This is a genomic window from Microbacterium awajiense (genome assembly GCF_039536545.1).
Classification (GTDB): Bacteria; Actinomycetota; Actinomycetes; order Actinomycetales; family Microbacteriaceae; genus Microbacterium; species Microbacterium awajiense.
Window position 1 is genome coordinate 412,447 of the sequence record NZ_BAAAYU010000001.1, and the last position, 15,697, is coordinate 428,143.

The following is a 15,697-nucleotide window of genomic DNA, read 5'->3' on the forward strand; positions in this document are numbered from 1 at the left end:
GATCGTGGGGTCGACCGCGTGCGTGGCCGGGAGCTTCTTACGATCCTGGCGGAAAGCGGGTCCCGCGCGCATGTCTTCGCGCCATGCCGCGCCGGAAATCGTCCGATCTGCGTGACATCGCGACCGAAGTCAGCCGGCGATCTCCTGGTACGCGGCGAACAGCAGCGATTCGTCGGGCGCCTGCAGCACGGTGGGGCGCGCGATGTCGTCCAGCACGATGAAGCGCAGCATCCCGCCGCGCGACTTCTTGTCGCGCTGCATCGTCGCCAACAGCTGGGGCCACGCGCCCGCGCGGTAGGAAAGCGGCAGCCCCAGGGCGCCGAGGATGTCGCGGTGGCGCTGCGCGGCGGCATCCGGCAGGCGACCGGCCAGGCGCGAGAGTTCGGCGGCGTAGACCATTCCGACCGAGATCGCCGCGCCGTGGCGCCAGCGGTAGCGTTCGGCGTGCTCGATGGCGTGCCCGAGCGTATGGCCGTAGTTGAGGATCTCGCGCAGCCCGGCTTCTCGCAGGTCGGCGCCGACCACGCGCGCTTTCATCGCGATCGCGAGTTCGATGCTGCGGCGGAACGCCTCGCCGCGCGGATCGACCGCGGCCGATGGGTCCATCTCGACGAGGTCGAGGATCTCGGGCTCCTGGATGAATCCCGCCTTGACGACTTCAGCGAAGCCGGCGACCCGTTCGTTCGGCGACAGCGAATCGAGCAGATCCAGGTCGCACAGCACCGTGTGCGGCGCCCAGAAGGCTCCGACGAGGTTCTTGCCCTCGGCGGTGTTGATACCCGTCTTGCCGCCGACGGCGGCATCCACCATGCCCAGAACGGTTGTGGGCACCTGCACGACGGCGACGCCGCGCAGCCAGGTGGCGGCGACGAAACCGGCGAGATCGGTGACCGCTCCCCCGCCGAAGCCGACCACGGCGTCGGTGCGCGTGAAGTCGGCCTGCCCCATGACCTGCCAGCAGAACGCCGCGACTTCGATGCGCTTGCCCTGCTCCGCATCGGGGATCTCGGCGAGCAGCACGTCGCGGTCGCCCAGCAGCCGGCTGCGCAGGGCCTCGGCCTGCGCGGCCAAGGTCGGCGGATGGACGATCAGCACCTTGCGCGCTGCCGCCGGCAGCGCCTCGTCGAGCCCGGACAGGATGCCGTGCCCCACCCGGATCTCGTAGCCGGCGTCGTCGGTGACGGGGATGACGGTGGTCTGGGTCATGCATCCTCCTGTGTCGATGTGCGCGCCCACGCGGTGATCGCGTCGACGACCTCCTGCAGCGGGCCGTGCGACGTGTCGAAGACGACGTCGGCGAGCTCACGGTAGAGCGGACCACGCTCGCGCATGATCGCGTTCCAGCGCGTCATGGGGTCGCCGTCGTTCAGCAGCGGCCGCGTGCCGCCCCGGATGCGGGACGCCACCACGCGGGGCTCCACGGTGAGCAGCACCACCCGATGGTCGGCCAGCGCGGCTCGGGTCTGCTCATCGAGCACCGCGCCGCCGCCCAGCGACACGACGCCCGCGGTGGCCAGGCCGGTCGCGACGGCGTCGCGCTCGATCGCGCGGAAGGCCGCCTCGCCGCGCTCGGCGAAGATGGCCTCGATCGGACCGTGGTCGCGCACGATCGCCTTGTCGGAGTCGTAGAACGTCACGTCGAGCGCCTTGGCCACGCGCCGCCCGACGCTCGTCTTGCCCGCCCCCATGGGGCCGATCAGCACGATGGCGTCAGTGCGCGAGGTCATGCTCGGCGAGAGCCGGGTCGCTGTCGGCGGCGGACCGAAGCGCGTCGGGGATCGCAGCGAGATACGAGTCGACGTTGCGACGGGTCTCGGCCACACTGTCGCCGCCGAACTTCTCGAGGACGACATCGGCGAGCACGAGCGCCGTCATCGCCTCGGCCACGACTCCCGCGGCGGGCACGGCGCACACGTCGGAGCGCTGGTGGTGCGCGGTGGCCGCATCCCCCGAGGCGACATCGACGGTGCGCAGCGCGCGGGGAACGGTCGCGATCGGCTTCATTCCCGCGCGCACGCGCAGCACAGTGCCGGTCGACATGCCTCCCTCGGTGCCACCCGCGCGGTCGCTGGATCGGGTGATGCCGGATTCGGCGACGAACAGCTCATCGTGGGCGGCGGAGCCGCGGCGCCGCGTCGTCTCGAAGCCGTCACCGACTTCGACTCCCTTGATCGCCTGGATGCTCATGAGCGCCTGGGCCAGCTTGCCGTCGAGACGACGGTCCCAGTGCACGTGCGAGCCGAGCCCCGGAGGCAGGCCGTACGCGAGCACCTCGACGATGCCGCCCAGCGTGTCGCCGTCCTTGCGCGCATCGTCGACCTCCTCGACCATGCGCGCCGACGTGGCTGCGTCGAAGCAGCGCAGCGGATCGGCGTCGAGCGCCTCGACGTCGTCGGGGCCGGGCAATGCGGCGCCGTCGGGCACCCGCACGGGGCCGATCGACAGGGTGTGGCTCACCAGGCGGATGCCGAGCTCGGCCAGGAAGGCGCGGGCGACGGCGCCGAGTGCGACGCGTGCGGCCGTCTCACGGGCGCTGGCGCGCTCGAGGATGGGGCGCGCCTCGTCGAAGTCGTACTTCTGCATGCCGACGAGATCGGCGTGCCCGGGACGCGGTCGCGTCAGTGCCGCACCGCGGCCGCGCGACATCGCGGTCAACTCGACCGGATCGGCGCTCATGACCTCGACCCACTTGGGCCACTCGGTGTTGCCGATGCGCAAAGCGATCGGGCTGCCGAGGCTGAGCCCATGGCGCACGCCGCCCGAGATGCCGAGTTCGTCCTCTTCGAATTTCATGCGGGAGCCGCGGCCGTAGCCGAGCTTGCGGCGCGCCAGATCCGCCTGGATGGCGGGGCGCGAGACGGGCACGCCCGAGGGCAGGCCCTCCATGATGGCGACGAGTTCCGGGCCGTGCGATTCGCCGGCGGTGAGCACGCGGAGCATCCCGCTAGTCTCCCACGAGCGCAGACCGCATCGCGGACAGCACCGTCTCCTCGTCATGCAGCGGCTCGTCGGCGCTGCCCGTCGTGAACACGCGCACCTGGCGGACCGCCTGGTGCAGCAGCATCCCGAGTCCTGAGACGGCGTGCCCGCCCGTGCGGCTCCACGACTCGGCGAGCGGAGTCGGCCAGGTGCCGTACACGACGTCGAGCAGCAGTCCGCCGCACCCGGCCAGCCGCCGCGCCGCCTCGTCGTCGAGTCGTGCGTCGCCGGGAAGCGCGGCGATCGTGACCGGCACATCGGTGGCCGCGCCGTCGAGCGGGATGGGTCTCACGTCGATGTCGTAGTGCCGACCGAGACCCACGAGTGCGCCCGCCGCCTCGGGACGCCGCAGCGCGACCTCGACGACGCGGGCGCCGAGCTCGGCGAGGGCGACCAGTGCCGAGGTGGCGGTCGCGCCGCCCCCGATGAGGCGTGCGCTCGTCGCGCCGCGCACCCCTTCGTCGTGAAGGGCGTCGACCAGACCTCCCACATCGGTGTTGAAACCCCGTGGTCCGTCCGCGTCGAGCAGCAGCGTGTTGACGGCACCCGTTGCACGTGCGTGCAGGTCGTGGTCCACTGCGGCTGCATGGGCGACGCCTTTGAGAGGCATCGTCAGGGACAGTCCGCGCCAGCGCTCGTCGAGCTCGTCCAATCGGGCGCGGAACCGTGAGACGCCCACGCGACGCCGCCCGTACGACCAGTCGAGTCCGAGCACACCGTATGCCGCCTCGTGGAGCTGGGGCGACCGGCTGTGCGCGATGGGGTCTCCCCACACCGCGAGTCGATCGGCTGCGCTGTTCAGCACCCGGAGTCCGGGTTGTCGTTGCACCAGGCGATCCACTGCTCGCGCGCGCGCTCGTGCTCGGCGAGCGTCGAGGTGAAGACCGTCTCGCCCGTGTCCAGATTCACGGTCACGAAGTAGAGCCAGGGGCCGTCAGCCGGGTGCATGGCCGCGTCGATGGCGGTGTCGCCGGGATTGGAGATCGGTCCGATCGGCAGACCGGTGTGGACGTAGGTGTTCCACGGATTGTCGTCGAACTGGGCCTCGGCCGAGGTGCTCACCGATCCTTCGTGCAGTTCGCCGTAGCCGTACTGCGCCGTCGAGTCCATCTGGAGCAGACCGAACGTCTCCTGATTGCCCGGATCGAGGCGGTTCTCAATCACGCGCGAGACCTTGTAGAAGTCCTCTTCGAACCGCGCCTCGCGCTGGATGATCGACGCGACCGTCAGCACACGCTGTCGGTCTTCGACGGGGACCCCGGCGTTGTCCAGCGACTGCACGGTCCGGTTCACGAGGGTTCGGATGACATCCTCGGCTGTGACGCCCGGGTCGAACTCGTACATCGCCGGGAACAGCCAGCCCTCGAGTGAATCCGCCTCGACGCCGTAGTCGGACGGGTTCGCGGTCGCTGCCACGAAGTCCTCGAGCGGCAGCCCCAGGCCATCCGCGAGGATCGGGAGCGTCTGATCGACCGTGAGTCCCTCGCGCACGAGTGCGGAGTTCTCGAGCTTGTTGGCGGGATCCATCATCGCCTCGAGCGCCGCGGCGGAGGTCATCTGCTGCTGCAACTGGAAGACGCCCGGCACGAACGGCGGGTTCTGCCCGGTATCGACGAGGTAGTCGTAGAACGCCTCGGGGGTCTTGGTGACACCGGCCTCGTAGAGCGATTGGGAGATCGACTGACCGGTATCGCCCGACACGACCGTCACGAGCGCCTCGCCGTTGGCGAGTCCCGGCTCGAAGTCCTTGGGCTCCTCCCAGCCCATCACCTCGCGGATTTGCTCCTCATAGGTGTTCCAGACCCACAGGGTGCCGACGGCGATCCCGCCGAAGATGAGCAGGACGACGCCCAGCGCGATCCATCCGCCGATGCGGCGACGACGACGGCTGCGCTCCTGGGGTTCGTAGCCGAGATCGTCGGTGGTGCTGTCCCCCGTGAACAGATCGTCGAGGGTGGCGGTCGACGTCGACGGTGCCGGGCCGGCGGGCGTCGCAGCCGTCGCGGTCCTGCTTCGACGGGGTCCGGGCGCGCCGGTCTCGCCGACGAACGGCGATTCGCCGGATGCCGACTCGGCGGTGGCGACGGGAGCGGATCCGACCGGCTCGGTCACGGCGGCCGGCGGCGGGGCGGCCGCCGTGCGGGCGGCTGCTTCGCGTGCGGCGCGGCGTGACATCGGGGCGGGGGTTCCCGCGGCGGCGGTCGACGGCAGCGGCGCGGGCGTGGCCGCATCCGCCGGGGCCGGCGACGGGGTCACGGGTGCATCCTGAGCCGCCGGGGACGACTGTCCGCGTCTGTCGGGATCGGGGAGCTTGCCGAACAGATCCGCCAACGGATCATCGGACGTGGGTTCGGGCATGTCAGCTGGGCTCCAGGGGGACGGGCGTTCCGGGCGGCCGCCCTGTGCTCTTCTCGACATCGAGTGCCTGCTGAAGCAGCAGGGTGGCGGCGACCTGGTCAACAATGCTACGAGACTCTCGCTGGGATCGGCCCGAGTCCCGCAGTGCGGCGTGGGCGGTCACCGTGCTCAGCCGCTCGTCGACGAGCCGCACCGGCAGCCCCGAGGCCACCGCGAGGGCCTGGGCGAAATCGCGCGCGTCGGTCGTGGACGGCGTGTCCTCTCCCTTGAGATTGATCGGCAGACCGACCAGCACCTCGAAGGCGTCGAGTTCGCGCGCGATCGCGACGATGCGAGGAATCGACGCCTCGCCGCGCGGCACCGTTTCGACGGGTGTCGCGAGCAGTCCGTGCGGGTCGCACCGGGCGACACCGACGCGGGCGCGCCCGACGTCGACACCCAGGCGCGTACCGCGGCGGAAGCCCGTCACGAGGCGAGTGCGTCCTTCACCGCTTGCAGAGCGGCCGGCAGCGCGGACGCGTCCGTGCCGCCGCCCTGGGCGACGTCGTCGCGGCCGCCGCCGCCCCCGCCGAGGATGCCTGCGGCCGTCTTGGCGAGAGGACCCGCTTTCGCGCCCGCATCCCGCGCGCTCTGCCCCGTGGCCACGATCACCGTCGCACGGCCCCCCGATTCGGCGCCGAGCGCGACCACCGCGTCGGGCCCTACGCGCTCGCGCACCTGCAGGGCGAGGGAACGGACGTCGTCGGCCGCCGCCGACCCGAGCGCTGCGACGACGACGCGGTACGGACCCACGATCGCCGCTTCCGCGGCGAGGGACGGCACGCGCTCGGTGAGCGACGCCGACTCGAGGGCGGCGATCTTCTTCTCGGCCGCCTTCAGGCTCGCGGTCAGTTCGGCGATCCGCGCAGGCAGCTGCTCGCGCGGCGTCTTCAGCGTCGTCGACAGCTGCGACACGATGGCGCGCTCGGCGGCCATCGAGCGGAAGGCGTCCAGACCGACGAGAGCCTCGACGCGACGGTTGCCGGCGCCCACGGACGACTCCGAGACGAGATTGACCAGGCCGACCTCGGCGCTCGTCGACACATGGGTGCCGCCGCACAACTCGCGCGACCACGGGCCGCCGATGTCGACCATCCGCACGGTGTCTGCGTACTTCTCGCCGAACAGCGCCATCGCTCCGAGGTCCTTGGCCTCGTCGAGCGGCAGCACGCGAGTGGTCACCTCGAGGTTGTCGCGTACGGCGTTGTTCGCGATCTCCTCGATCTCGGTGCGTGTGGCGTCCGAGAGCGCCTGAGTCCACGAGAAGTCGAAGCGCAGGTAGCCGGCGCGGTTGAGCGAGCCGGCCTGGGTCGCCGATGTGCCGAGTGTGTCGCGCAGCGCGGCGTGCACGAGGTGCGTCGCCGAGTGAGCCTGACGCGCGGCACGGCGGTTGACCGCGTCGACGACCGTGGTCGCGGGCTGGCCGACACCCACTTCACCGTCGGTCACTTCGATGGTGTGGCTGATCAGACCCGGAACCGGTCTCTGCACGTCGAGCACATCGAGCGTGTAGCCCGGGCCGGTGATGATGCCCTTGTCGGCGACCTGACCGCCGGACTCGGCATACAGCGCGGTCTCGGCGAGGATGACCTCGGCGATCGTGCCCTGCGTCGCGCGGTCCACGGGATGCCCGTCGACGAGGATCCCCAGCACGGTCGATTCGGTCTCGAGGTCGGTGAACCCGGTGAATGCGGTCTCGCCCTTCGCGCGCAGCTCCCGGTACACGCTGTGGTCGGCGATGGCGCGCTTGCGCGACTTCGCATCGGCCTTCGCGCGGTCGCGCTGCTCCTTCATGAGCGTGTCGAACGCGGCGCGATCGACGTTCAGGCCGGCCTCCTCGGCGATCTCGAGGGTCAGATCGATCGGGAAGCCGTAGGTGTCGTGCAGCAGGAACGCCTCGGAACCGGCGATCGTCGTTCCCCCCGACTTCTTGGTGTCGGCGACGGCCAAGTCCAGGATCGTCGACCCCGATGCGAGGGTGCGCAGGAAGGTCTCCTCCTCGGCGAACGCGTACTGGCTGATTCGCGCCCAGTCGTCGACGACGACGGGATAGGCGGCAGCCATCGCGTCGCGCGACGCCGTGAACAGCTCGGGGAACGTCGGGCCGTCGACGCCGAGCAGGCGCATGGCACGGACCGAGCGGCGCATCAGGCGACGGAGGATGTATCCGCGGCCTTCGTTCGAGGGCGTGACGCCGTCCGAGAGCAGCATGAGCGAGGATCGGACGTGGTCGGCGATGACGCGGAAACGCACGTCGTCTTCGTGCTCGGCCCCGTAGCGGCGGCCTGACAATGCGACGGCGCGATCGAGCACGGGCCGCACCTGGTCGGTCTCGTACATGTTGTCGACGCCCTGCTTGATGAACGCGACGCGCTCGAGGCCCATGCCGGTGTCGATGTTCTTCGCGGGCAGCTCTCCGACGATGTCGAAGTCGATCTTCGAGCGGACGTTCGTGATCGCGTACTGCATGAACACGAGGTTCCAGATCTCGGTGAAGCGGTTGTCGTCGACCGCCGGTCCGCCGTCGCGTCCGTACGACGGGCCGCGGTCGAAGTAGATCTCGGAGCAGGGTCCTGCAGGGCCGGGCTGGCCCGTCGACCAATAGTTGTCCTCGCGCCCCAGTCGCTGGATCCGCTCGTCGGGCAGGCCGGCGATGCGCTTCCAGAGCCGTGCTGCCTCGTCATCGTCTTCGTACACGGTGACCCACAGGTCGCGCTCGGCGAAACCCAGTCCGCCGTCGGCCTCGGCGCCCGTGAGGAGGTCCCACGCGTAGGTGATCGCACCCTCTTTGAAGTAGTCGCCGAACGACCAGTTGCCCAGCATCTGGAAGAACGTGCCGTGCCGAGCGGTGTGGCCGACCTCCTCGATGTCGTTCGTGCGGATGCACTTCTGCACATCGGCGGCGCGGGCGTACGGTGCAGGCACGACACCGGTCAGATAGGGGATGAACGGCACCATGCCGGCGATCGTGAACAGGATCGAGGGGTCATCGCTGACCAGCGACGCCGAGGGCACGATCACGTGGTCGTTCTTCTCGAAGTAGTCCAGGTACCGGCGTGCGATCTCGGCGGTCTTCATTCGTGTGGATTCCTCGTCGGGCAGGCGGGCGAGGGCCCGGAACGGGCCCGTCGCAGGGTCGGGGTCAGTCTGTGGACTTCGCAGCCTTCTCGGCGGCGGCAGCCGCATCGGCCGCGGCCTCCTTCACCTCATCGACGATGTCGGAGAAGCGCGCCTCCTGCTCGCGGTAGGAGTCGCCGATGCGGTCGGTGAAGGCCGAGATCCGGGCATCCACCTCGGCGAGCACTTCTCGTCCGCGAGGGTCTTTGTTCACGTAGTGGGCCGCGACGAATCCGGCGCCGATGCCCACGACGAACCACAGCACGTTCTTCATGTGCCCATCGTAGGCGGAAACGCCGAAGGGCGCCGGGGTGAACCCGGCGCCCTTCGGCGATGAAGAACGCGACGTCAGCGCGCCGCGTAGTACTCGACGACGAGCTGGACGTCGCAGACCACGGGGACCTCAGCGCGCTTGGGGCGACGCACGAGGCGCGACTGCAGCGTCGAGAGGTCGACCTCGAGGTAGCCCGGGACGGGCGGCAGCACGTCGGCGTGACCGCCGGCGGCGGCGACCTGGAAGGGCTCGGTGCCTTCGCTGCGCTGCTTGACGTGGATGAGCTGACCCGGCTTCACGCGGAACGACGGGCGGTCGACGAGCTGGCCGTCGACGAGGATGTGGCGGTGCACGACCATCTGACGCGCCTGCGCGGTGGTGCGGGCGAAGCCCGACCGCAGTACGAGGGCGTCGAGGCGCATCTCGAGCAGCTCGACGAGGTTCTCACCCGTCAGGCCGTCCTTGCGGCGGGCCTCGTTGAACGTGTTGCGCATCTGCTTCTCGCGGATGCCGTACTGCTCGCGCAGACGCTGCTTCTCGCGGAGGCGGACGGCGTAGTCGCTGTCGGCCTTGCGCTTGGTGCGGCCGTGCTCACCGGGAGCGTACGGACGCTTCTCGAGGTAGCGCGCGGCCTTCGGGGTCAGAGCGACGCCGAGCGCGCGGGACAGACGGACCTTGCGGCGGTCCTGGGCCTTCGTGGTCACGAAGTGATCCTTCCGATGACGTGGCCGCGCATCTCGCGGCTCACGGACGTATCTCCCTCGCCTCGCCCTGTCCGGACTGCACGCCGGGGCACGCCGGGAGGTGGTCAGGAAGTGAGGGGATGCCCGAAAACTCGGTTTCGAGCCGATCCAGTCTACCAGACCGGCCCGTGGCGCTCAGTCGCCGCCGAGGATGCGGCGGATCTTGTCGACGCGCGCCGCGATGTCGCGCTCGACGCCGCGCGACGTCGGCTGGTAGTACCGCTTGCCGTCGAGCTCGTCCGGAAGGTACTGCTGCGTCGCCACGCCGACGTCGAGGTCGTGCGGATACACGTACCCCTTGCCGTGCCCCAGGCGCTTCGCGCCCGGATAGTGCGCGTCCCGCAGGTGCGCGGGCACCCGGCCGAACCCGCCGGCGCGGACGTCGGCGATCGCCCGGTCGATCGCGACATAGGCCGCGTTGGACTTCGCGGTCGTCGCCAGGTACGCGGTCGCCTCCGCGAGCGGGATGCGACCCTCCGGCATCCCGATGAACTGCACCGCATCTGCTGCGGCGACCGCGATGGTGAGCGCCTGGGGGTCGGCCAGGCCGATATCCTCGGATGCCGAAATGATCAGACGCCGGGCGATGAAGCGCGGGTCCTCCCCCGCCTCGACCATGCGCGCCAGGTAGTGCATCGCCGCGTCGACGTCGGAGCCGCGAATCGACTTGATGAACGCGCTGATCACGTCGTAATGCTCGTCGCCCTGTCGGTCGTAGCGCAGGAGCGCGCGGTCGACGGCGTGGGCGACGTGATCGGCTGTGACGACCGGCGCGGCATCCGTGTCGGACGCATCCGCGCCGGAGGCGGTCACGGCCAGACCTGCAGCGACCTCGAGCGCGGTCAGCGCGCGCCGCGCGTCGCCCGACGCGAGCCGGACGAGCGCATCGCGGGCGCCGTCGTCCAGCGCGACGGCGTCGTCGAGTCCCCGCGCGTCGACGACTGCGCGATCGAGGAGCATCCCGAGGTCATCATCGGTGAGCGGCTGCAGCGTCAGCAGCAGTGACCGCGACAGCAGGGGTGAGATCACCGAGAACGAAGGGTTCTCGGTGGTGGCGGCGATCAGCACGACCCAGCCGTTCTCGACGCCCGGCAGCAGGGCGTCCTGCTGCGCCTTGGAGAATCGATGGATCTCGTCGAGGAACAGGATCGTGGACTGCCCGTACAGGTCGCGCTGCGTCAACGCCTCCTGCATCACTTCCCGGACGTCTCGTACTCCCGCGGTGACCGCCGACAGCTCGACGAAACGCCGCCCCGACGAGCGGGCGATGGCCTGCGCGAGCGTCGTCTTGCCCGTCCCGGGCGGACCCCACAGAATGACGGATGCGGCGGTGCGGGAGGCATCCGGATCGGCGAGGGCGACCAGGGGCGAACCGGGCGCGAGCAGATGCGACTGACCCGCGACCTCGTCGAGCGACGTCGGGCGCATGCGGACGGGCAGCGGAGTCTGGCCCTGGAACAGCGCGGCAGAGGTCACGAAGCAAGGCTAGCCGCGGGCGGGGACTCTGCGCGTTTGGAGCCGCCCGCCCGCAGTGCATAGGATCAACGCGGCCCGGCGGCGACCGGGAGAGGGAGGTGCCGTGGCCACCGGCGGGAAAGATCGCACCGCGCGCGAGGCGCGGGAGCGAGCGCGCGTCTACGAGGCGCGGCGCGAATTCCACGAGTCCCAGCAGCGGCGCCGTGTCCGCGACAACTGGATCGCCGGCATCGCCGGCGGCGCGCTGATCGTCGCGCTGTTCGGCTCGCAGTACGTGTACTTCACCATGGGCCCGGGTGCGCCGTCGCCGGCACCGACGTCGACGTCGACGCCCACGCCCGTCGAAACGACGACCCCGACTCCCGAGCCGACGCCGACGGACACGGGTTCGCCCACGCCGACGCCGACCTCCTGAGGCTCTCCCCCTACGCACGGCTGCGGTTTCGCGCGCCCCGGTCGCACGAGCGGTGCGTACTAGGCTGTCATCGTCCATCCCCCACAGTGCGGCGCGCGCCGCGATGAGGTGCATCTCGTGACTGCTGCAGCAGAGTCCGCCACGTCCCCGACCGCCGACGAGCCCTGGGGCCGCGTCGACGACGACGGCACCGTCTCGGTGCGCGAAGCCGACGGCTGGCGCGTCGTCGGTCAGTTCCCCGACGGCACCCCCGAAGAGGCGCTCGCCTACTTCGAGCGCAAGTACGCCGATCTCGCTGCCGAGGTGGGCCTGCTCGAGGTGCGCCATCGGCGAGGCGGGGCATCTGCGTCCGACCTGCGGAAGGCGGCGCGCGCGGTGAGCGAGAAGCTCGCGGACGCCGCCGCGGTCGGAGACCTCGCCGATCTGCAATCACGCGTGGCGGCGCTCGGCGCCGAACTCGCCGAGGCGTCGGCCGAGGAAGCCGCCGCCAACAAGCAGGCGGTCGAGGACGCCGTGCGTGAGCGCACCGCCATCGTCGAGAAGGCGGAGGCGCTGGCGGCGAAGGATCCCAAGTCGGTGCAGTGGAAGCAGGCTTCGGCCGAGCTGAACGATCTCTTCGCCCAATGGCAGTCGCACCAGCAGAACGGGCCGCGGCTGCCCAAGGCGGCGTCGCAGGAGCTGTGGAAGAGGTTCCGAGACGCGCGGGCGACCGTCGACCGCCACCGTCGTGCGTTCTACGCCGAACTCGACGAAGCCCACAAGACCGTGCGTGACCGCAAAGCCAAACTCGTCGAGAAGGCCGAGGCGCTCGCGCCCAAGGGCGAGGACGGCATCGGCGCCTATCGAGAGCTGCTGGACCAGTGGAAGCAGGCGGGCCGGGCGGGTAAAAAGGCCGACGACGCGCTCTGGGCGCGCTTCAAGGCCGCCGGCGATGCGCTCTACGCCGCCCGCGGCGAGCGCGAGGCCGCCGAGGTCGAGGCATCACGGGAGAAGATCGAGGCGAAGCGGGAACTGCTCGTCCAAGCCAGGACGATCGCCGACGAGCCGTCGATCACGGCCGCGCGATCGGCCCTCACCCGCATCCAGCGCGCATGGGACGAGATCGGCCGGGTCTTCCCGCGCGACACCGAGCGGGCACTGGACGATGATCTCCGGAAGATCGAGCAGGCACTGCGCTCGCGCGAGGATGCGGACTGGAAGCGCAACGACCCACGCACGCGGGCCCGCGCCGACGACATGACCCGTCAGCTCAACGATGCGATCGCCAAGCTCGAGGACGAAGTCGCGGCCGCGGAGAAGACCGGCGACAAGAAGGCGATCGCCGCGGCGCAAGAGGCGCTCGAGGCACGCAAGGCGTGGCTCACCGCGCTCGGCGGCTGACTCCTCCCCTATCCGCTCCTCCTCAGAGGTTGTCCACAACCGCCGCTGTACGGCGCCGTCGGCAGCGACGATGCGGCACCATTCGGGAATGGGCTCGCCGTTCCTCTACTACGCCGAAGATCGTCTGTCGCTCGCTGAGCTGAGCGCGGCCAGGCTCGACGGAGACGTGGTCGAACTCGGCGATGCGTACATCCCGGCCGACGCGGTCGAGACTCCGTCCCTGCGCGCGGGTTCGCTGCGCGGCATCCTGGGCACCACTCTCGCGGCCACGCATCTGAGCGCGGCGTGGATCCACGGGGCGATACCGCAGCCGCCCACGCGACACACCGTCCAGCGCGCGGTCGAACGACGTCTGCACCACGTGATGGGCAGGCGCCTCGTATACCGAGACGTCGCCATCGCGGGCGAGGACCTGCTGCTGCTCGGCGGGGTGCTCGTGACGGCAGGCGTGCGCACGCTCGCCGATCTCGCGCGCGTCGACGACGCCTCCCACCGTGAGGCGATGCTGTCGCTCGCCGCTGACCGACCCGGGCTGGCCCGCGAAGCGGTCCGGTGGCTGGACGACCACCGCCCGCTCCCCCGGTGCCGCCCTGCGATGGCGGCGCTGTCGGCGCTCGCCGCGGACGAGGTCAGGACGAGGTGACCCGGTACACGTCGTAGACCGCGTCGATGCGACGCACCGCGTTGAGGACACGGTCGAGGTGCACGATGTCGCCCATCTCGAAGACGAACCGGCTGATGGCCAGGCGATCATTCGATGTGGACACCGACGCCGAGAGGATGTTGACGTGGTGCTCGCTGAGCACGCGCGTCACGTCGCTGAGCAGCCCTGATCGGTCGAGTGCCTCGACCTGGATCTGCACCATGAAGATGCTCTTGGTGTTGGGGGCCCATTCGACGTCGATGAGACGTTCCGGGTCGGACATCAGGGACTTCACGTTGGTGCAGTCGGCGCGGTGCACGGACACACCACTTCCCCGCGTGACGAATCCGACGATCGGGTCGCCCGGCACGGGTGTGCAGCACTTCGCGAGCTTGACGAGGATGTCGGGCGCGCCGCGGACGAGCACGCCCGAGTCGCCGTCGCGCGTGACGCGGCTCCGGCCGACCGGCGGAAGATCGATCGGCCCCGTGGTGGTGTCCTCCGCCGCGACGAGGGCTGTGACCTTCTCGATGACCGACTGCGTGGACACATGCCCCTCGCCGACGGCCGCGTACAGGGCGGACACATCCTCGTATCGCAGCTGCTGGGCCACCTCCTCGAAGGAGTCCTGGCTCATCAGACGCTGCAACGGCAGGTTCTGACGCCGCATCGCACGTGCGATGGCGTCCTTGCCCTGCTCGATGGCCTCTTCGCGACGCTCCTTCGTGAACCAGCCGCGGATCTTGCTTCTGGCGCGCGTGCTCTTGACGAACCCGAGCCAGTCCTGACTGGGCCCGGCGTCCGGGTTCTTCGACGTGAACACCTCGACGACGTCACCGCTCTTGAGCTCGGTCTCGAGCGGAACCAGACGTCCGTTGACCTTCGCACCCATGGTGCGGTGCCCGACCTCGGTGTGGACGGCATACGCGAAATCGACGGGAGTGGCCCCGGCCGGGAGACCGATCACGCGCCCCTTCGGCGTGAAGACGTAGACCTCCTTCGCACCGATCTCGAAGCGCAGCGAGTCGAGGAACTCGCCGGGGTCGGCTGTTTCGGCCTGCCAATCCGAGATGTGCGCGAGCCATGCCATGTCGGCGTCGATGGCTTTGGCGTCGGGCTTTCCCCCCGCCATCTGCTCCTTGTACTTCCAGTGCGCCGCGACTCCGTACTCGGCCTGCTGGTGCATCTCGTTCGTGCGGATCTGGATCTCGACCGTCCGTCCTCCCGGACCGATCACCGTGGTGTGCAGCGACTGGTAGAGGTTGAACTTCGGCGTTGCGATGTAGTCCTTGAACCGACCCGACAGGGGCGTCCAGCGCGCGTGGATCGAGCCGAGCACGGCGTAGCAGTCACGGACGCTTCCGACGAGGATGCGGATGCCGATCAGATCGTAGATGTCGTCGAACTCGCGACCGCGCACGACCATCTTCTGGTACACCGAGTACAGCTGCTTGGGGCGACCCATGACCCTGCCGCGAATGCGCAGCTCGCGCAGATCCGACTCGATCGCCTCGATGACCGACTGCACGTACTGCTCGCGTTGCGGGGTGCGCTGTTTGACCAAGCTCTCGATCTCGGCGTAGAGCTTCGGATGCAGAACGGCGAACGAGAGATCCTCGAGTTCCGACTTGATCGCCTGGATGCCGAGCCGATGTGCCAGCGGAGCGTAGATCTCGAGCGTCTCGGTCGCCTTCTTGGACGCCTTCTCGGGCGGTACGAAGCCCCACGTGCGGGCGTTGTGGAGGCGATCGGCGAGCTTGATGAGAAGGACCCGGATGTCGCGCGACATCGCCACGATCATCTTGCGAACGGTCTCGGCCTGGGCGCTCTCGCCGTACTTGACCTTGTCGAGCTTGGTGACGCCGTCGACGAGCATCGCGACCTCATCGCCGAATTCGGCGGCCAGATCGTCGAGCGGGTACCCGGTGTCCTCGACGGTGTCGTGCAGCAGCGCCGCGGCGATCGCCCGCGGGCCCAGGCCCAGATCGGCGAGGATCTGCGCGACGGCGAGCGGATGCGTGATGTAGGGCTCGCCGCTGCGTCTGGTCTGCCCGGCATGCGCGCGGTCGGCCACGCCGTACGCGCGCTCGATGATCGCGAGATCGCCCTTCGGGTGGTGCGTGCGGACGGTGCGCAGAAGCTGCTCGACGTCGTCGCGGCGGGCAGACCGCGAGAAGATCCTCGGGACGAGCCGCCGAAGCGACGATGAAGGCGCGCCGGGGGCGGTCTCGGTCATCCGGTCGCCTCCCCTCCCGCGGCCCTTGTCATCCTAC

At 69.9% G+C, this 15,697-nt stretch carries 14 protein-coding genes; 3 read left to right on the forward strand and 11 right to left on the reverse strand.

The annotated features are described in order from the left end of the window. Window positions 1-129: 129 nt before the first annotated feature. The 10 genes from aroB to ABD663_RS02090 form a co-directional block, all read right to left on the reverse strand. Complete coding sequence (gene aroB, locus ABD663_RS02045) at window positions 130-1,206, reverse strand: 3-dehydroquinate synthase (RefSeq protein ID WP_344736186.1); 1,077 nt, start codon at window positions 1,204-1,206, stop codon at window positions 130-132. Continuing rightward, the gene (locus ABD663_RS02050; protein WP_344736187.1) at window positions 1,203-1,727 is read right to left on the reverse strand and encodes a shikimate kinase; all 525 of its coding nucleotides are present in this window, start codon (window positions 1,725-1,727) and stop codon (window positions 1,203-1,205) included. The genes aroB and ABD663_RS02050 overlap by 4 nt, the downstream gene beginning before the upstream one ends. Beyond that, entirely contained in the window at window positions 1,711-2,940 is a 1,230-nt protein-coding gene (aroC, locus tag ABD663_RS02055; RefSeq protein ID WP_344736188.1) for a chorismate synthase, read from the reverse strand. Before aroC ends, ABD663_RS02050 begins: the two co-directional genes overlap by 17 nt. Window positions 2,941-2,944: 4 nt before the next feature. Beyond that, on the reverse strand, window positions 2,945-3,808 hold the full coding sequence (locus tag ABD663_RS02060; RefSeq protein ID WP_344736189.1) for a shikimate dehydrogenase family protein: 864 nt from the start codon (window positions 3,806-3,808) through the stop codon (window positions 2,945-2,947). After that, window positions 3,778-5,235: an endolytic transglycosylase MltG gene (gene mltG, locus ABD663_RS02065; protein WP_344736190.1), complete on the reverse strand. Its 1,458-nt coding sequence runs from the start codon at window positions 5,233-5,235 to the stop codon at window positions 3,778-3,780. The genes ABD663_RS02060 and mltG overlap by 31 nt, the downstream gene beginning before the upstream one ends. A 103-nt stretch (window positions 5,236-5,338) precedes the next feature. Further along, complete coding sequence (gene ruvX, locus ABD663_RS02070) at window positions 5,339-5,806, reverse strand: Holliday junction resolvase RuvX (RefSeq protein WP_344736191.1); 468 nt, start codon at window positions 5,804-5,806, stop codon at window positions 5,339-5,341. Then, on the reverse strand, window positions 5,803-8,454 hold the full coding sequence (alaS, locus tag ABD663_RS02075; protein WP_344736192.1) for an alanine--tRNA ligase: 2,652 nt from the start codon (window positions 8,452-8,454) through the stop codon (window positions 5,803-5,805). Before alaS ends, ruvX begins: the two co-directional genes overlap by 4 nt. 64 nt (window positions 8,455-8,518) lie before the next feature. Next, window positions 8,519-8,767: an ATPase gene (locus ABD663_RS02080; RefSeq protein ID WP_344736193.1), complete on the reverse strand. Its 249-nt coding sequence runs from the start codon at window positions 8,765-8,767 to the stop codon at window positions 8,519-8,521. Between the two features lie 74 nt (window positions 8,768-8,841). Further along, window positions 8,842-9,471, reverse strand: coding sequence for a 30S ribosomal protein S4 (gene rpsD / locus ABD663_RS02085; protein WP_344736194.1), 630 nt, complete (start codon window positions 9,469-9,471; stop codon window positions 8,842-8,844). A 174-nt stretch (window positions 9,472-9,645) separates the two neighbouring features. Continuing rightward, window positions 9,646-10,938, reverse strand: coding sequence for a replication-associated recombination protein A (locus ABD663_RS02090; protein ID WP_344736909.1), 1,293 nt, complete (start codon window positions 10,936-10,938; stop codon window positions 9,646-9,648). A gap of 151 nt (window positions 10,939-11,089) precedes the next feature. Here ABD663_RS02090 and ABD663_RS02095 point away from each other — a divergent pair, with 151 nt between their 5' ends. The 3 genes from ABD663_RS02095 (at window position 11,090) to ABD663_RS02105 (ending at window position 13,424) form a co-directional block, all read left to right on the forward strand. Beyond that, entirely contained in the window at window positions 11,090-11,401 is a 312-nt protein-coding gene (locus tag ABD663_RS02095) for a dioxygenase (protein ID WP_344736195.1), read from the forward strand. Between the two features lie 117 nt (window positions 11,402-11,518). After that, a complete protein-coding gene (locus ABD663_RS02100) occupies window positions 11,519-12,781 on the forward strand; it encodes a DUF349 domain-containing protein (RefSeq protein ID WP_344736196.1) in 1,263 nt (420 codons plus the stop codon). 88 nt (window positions 12,782-12,869) lie between these two features. Further along, window positions 12,870-13,424 (forward strand): hypothetical protein, encoded by a 555-nt coding sequence (locus ABD663_RS02105; RefSeq protein ID WP_344736197.1) that lies wholly within the window; start codon window positions 12,870-12,872, stop codon window positions 13,422-13,424. Here ABD663_RS02105 and ABD663_RS02110 read toward each other — a convergent pair. Next, window positions 13,411-15,660, reverse strand: a complete 2,250-nt coding sequence (locus ABD663_RS02110; RefSeq protein ID WP_344736198.1) for a RelA/SpoT family protein — start codon at window positions 15,658-15,660, stop codon at window positions 13,411-13,413. The two genes, ABD663_RS02105 and ABD663_RS02110, sit on opposite strands and share 14 nt — an antisense overlap. Between the last annotated feature and the right edge of the window lie 37 nt (window positions 15,661-15,697).

Bases quoted from the DNA above. Each gene is read 5' to 3' on its own strand.
- ABD663_RS02110 (WP_344736198.1), bottom strand. From the start codon at position 15,660: ATGACCGAGACCGCCCCCGGCGCGCCTTCATCGTCGCTTCGGCGGCTC.
- aroB (WP_344736186.1), bottom strand. From the start codon at position 1,206: ATGACCCAGACCACCGTCATCCCCGTCACCGACGACGCCGGCTACGAG.
- ABD663_RS02050 (WP_344736187.1), bottom strand. From the start codon at position 1,727: ATGACCTCGCGCACTGACGCCATCGTGCTGATCGGCCCCATGGGGGCG.
- alaS (WP_344736192.1), bottom strand. From the start codon at position 8,454: ATGAAGACCGCCGAGATCGCACGCCGGTACCTGGACTACTTCGAGAAG.
- ABD663_RS02105 (WP_344736197.1), top strand. From the start codon at position 12,870: ATGGGCTCGCCGTTCCTCTACTACGCCGAAGATCGTCTGTCGCTCGCT.
- ABD663_RS02090 (WP_344736909.1), bottom strand. From the start codon at position 10,938: ATGCGCCCGACGTCGCTCGACGAGGTCGCGGGTCAGTCGCATCTGCTC.
- ABD663_RS02080 (WP_344736193.1), bottom strand. From the start codon at position 8,767: ATGAAGAACGTGCTGTGGTTCGTCGTGGGCATCGGCGCCGGATTCGTC.
- aroC (WP_344736188.1), bottom strand. From the start codon at position 2,940: ATGCTCCGCGTGCTCACCGCCGGCGAATCGCACGGCCCGGAACTCGTC.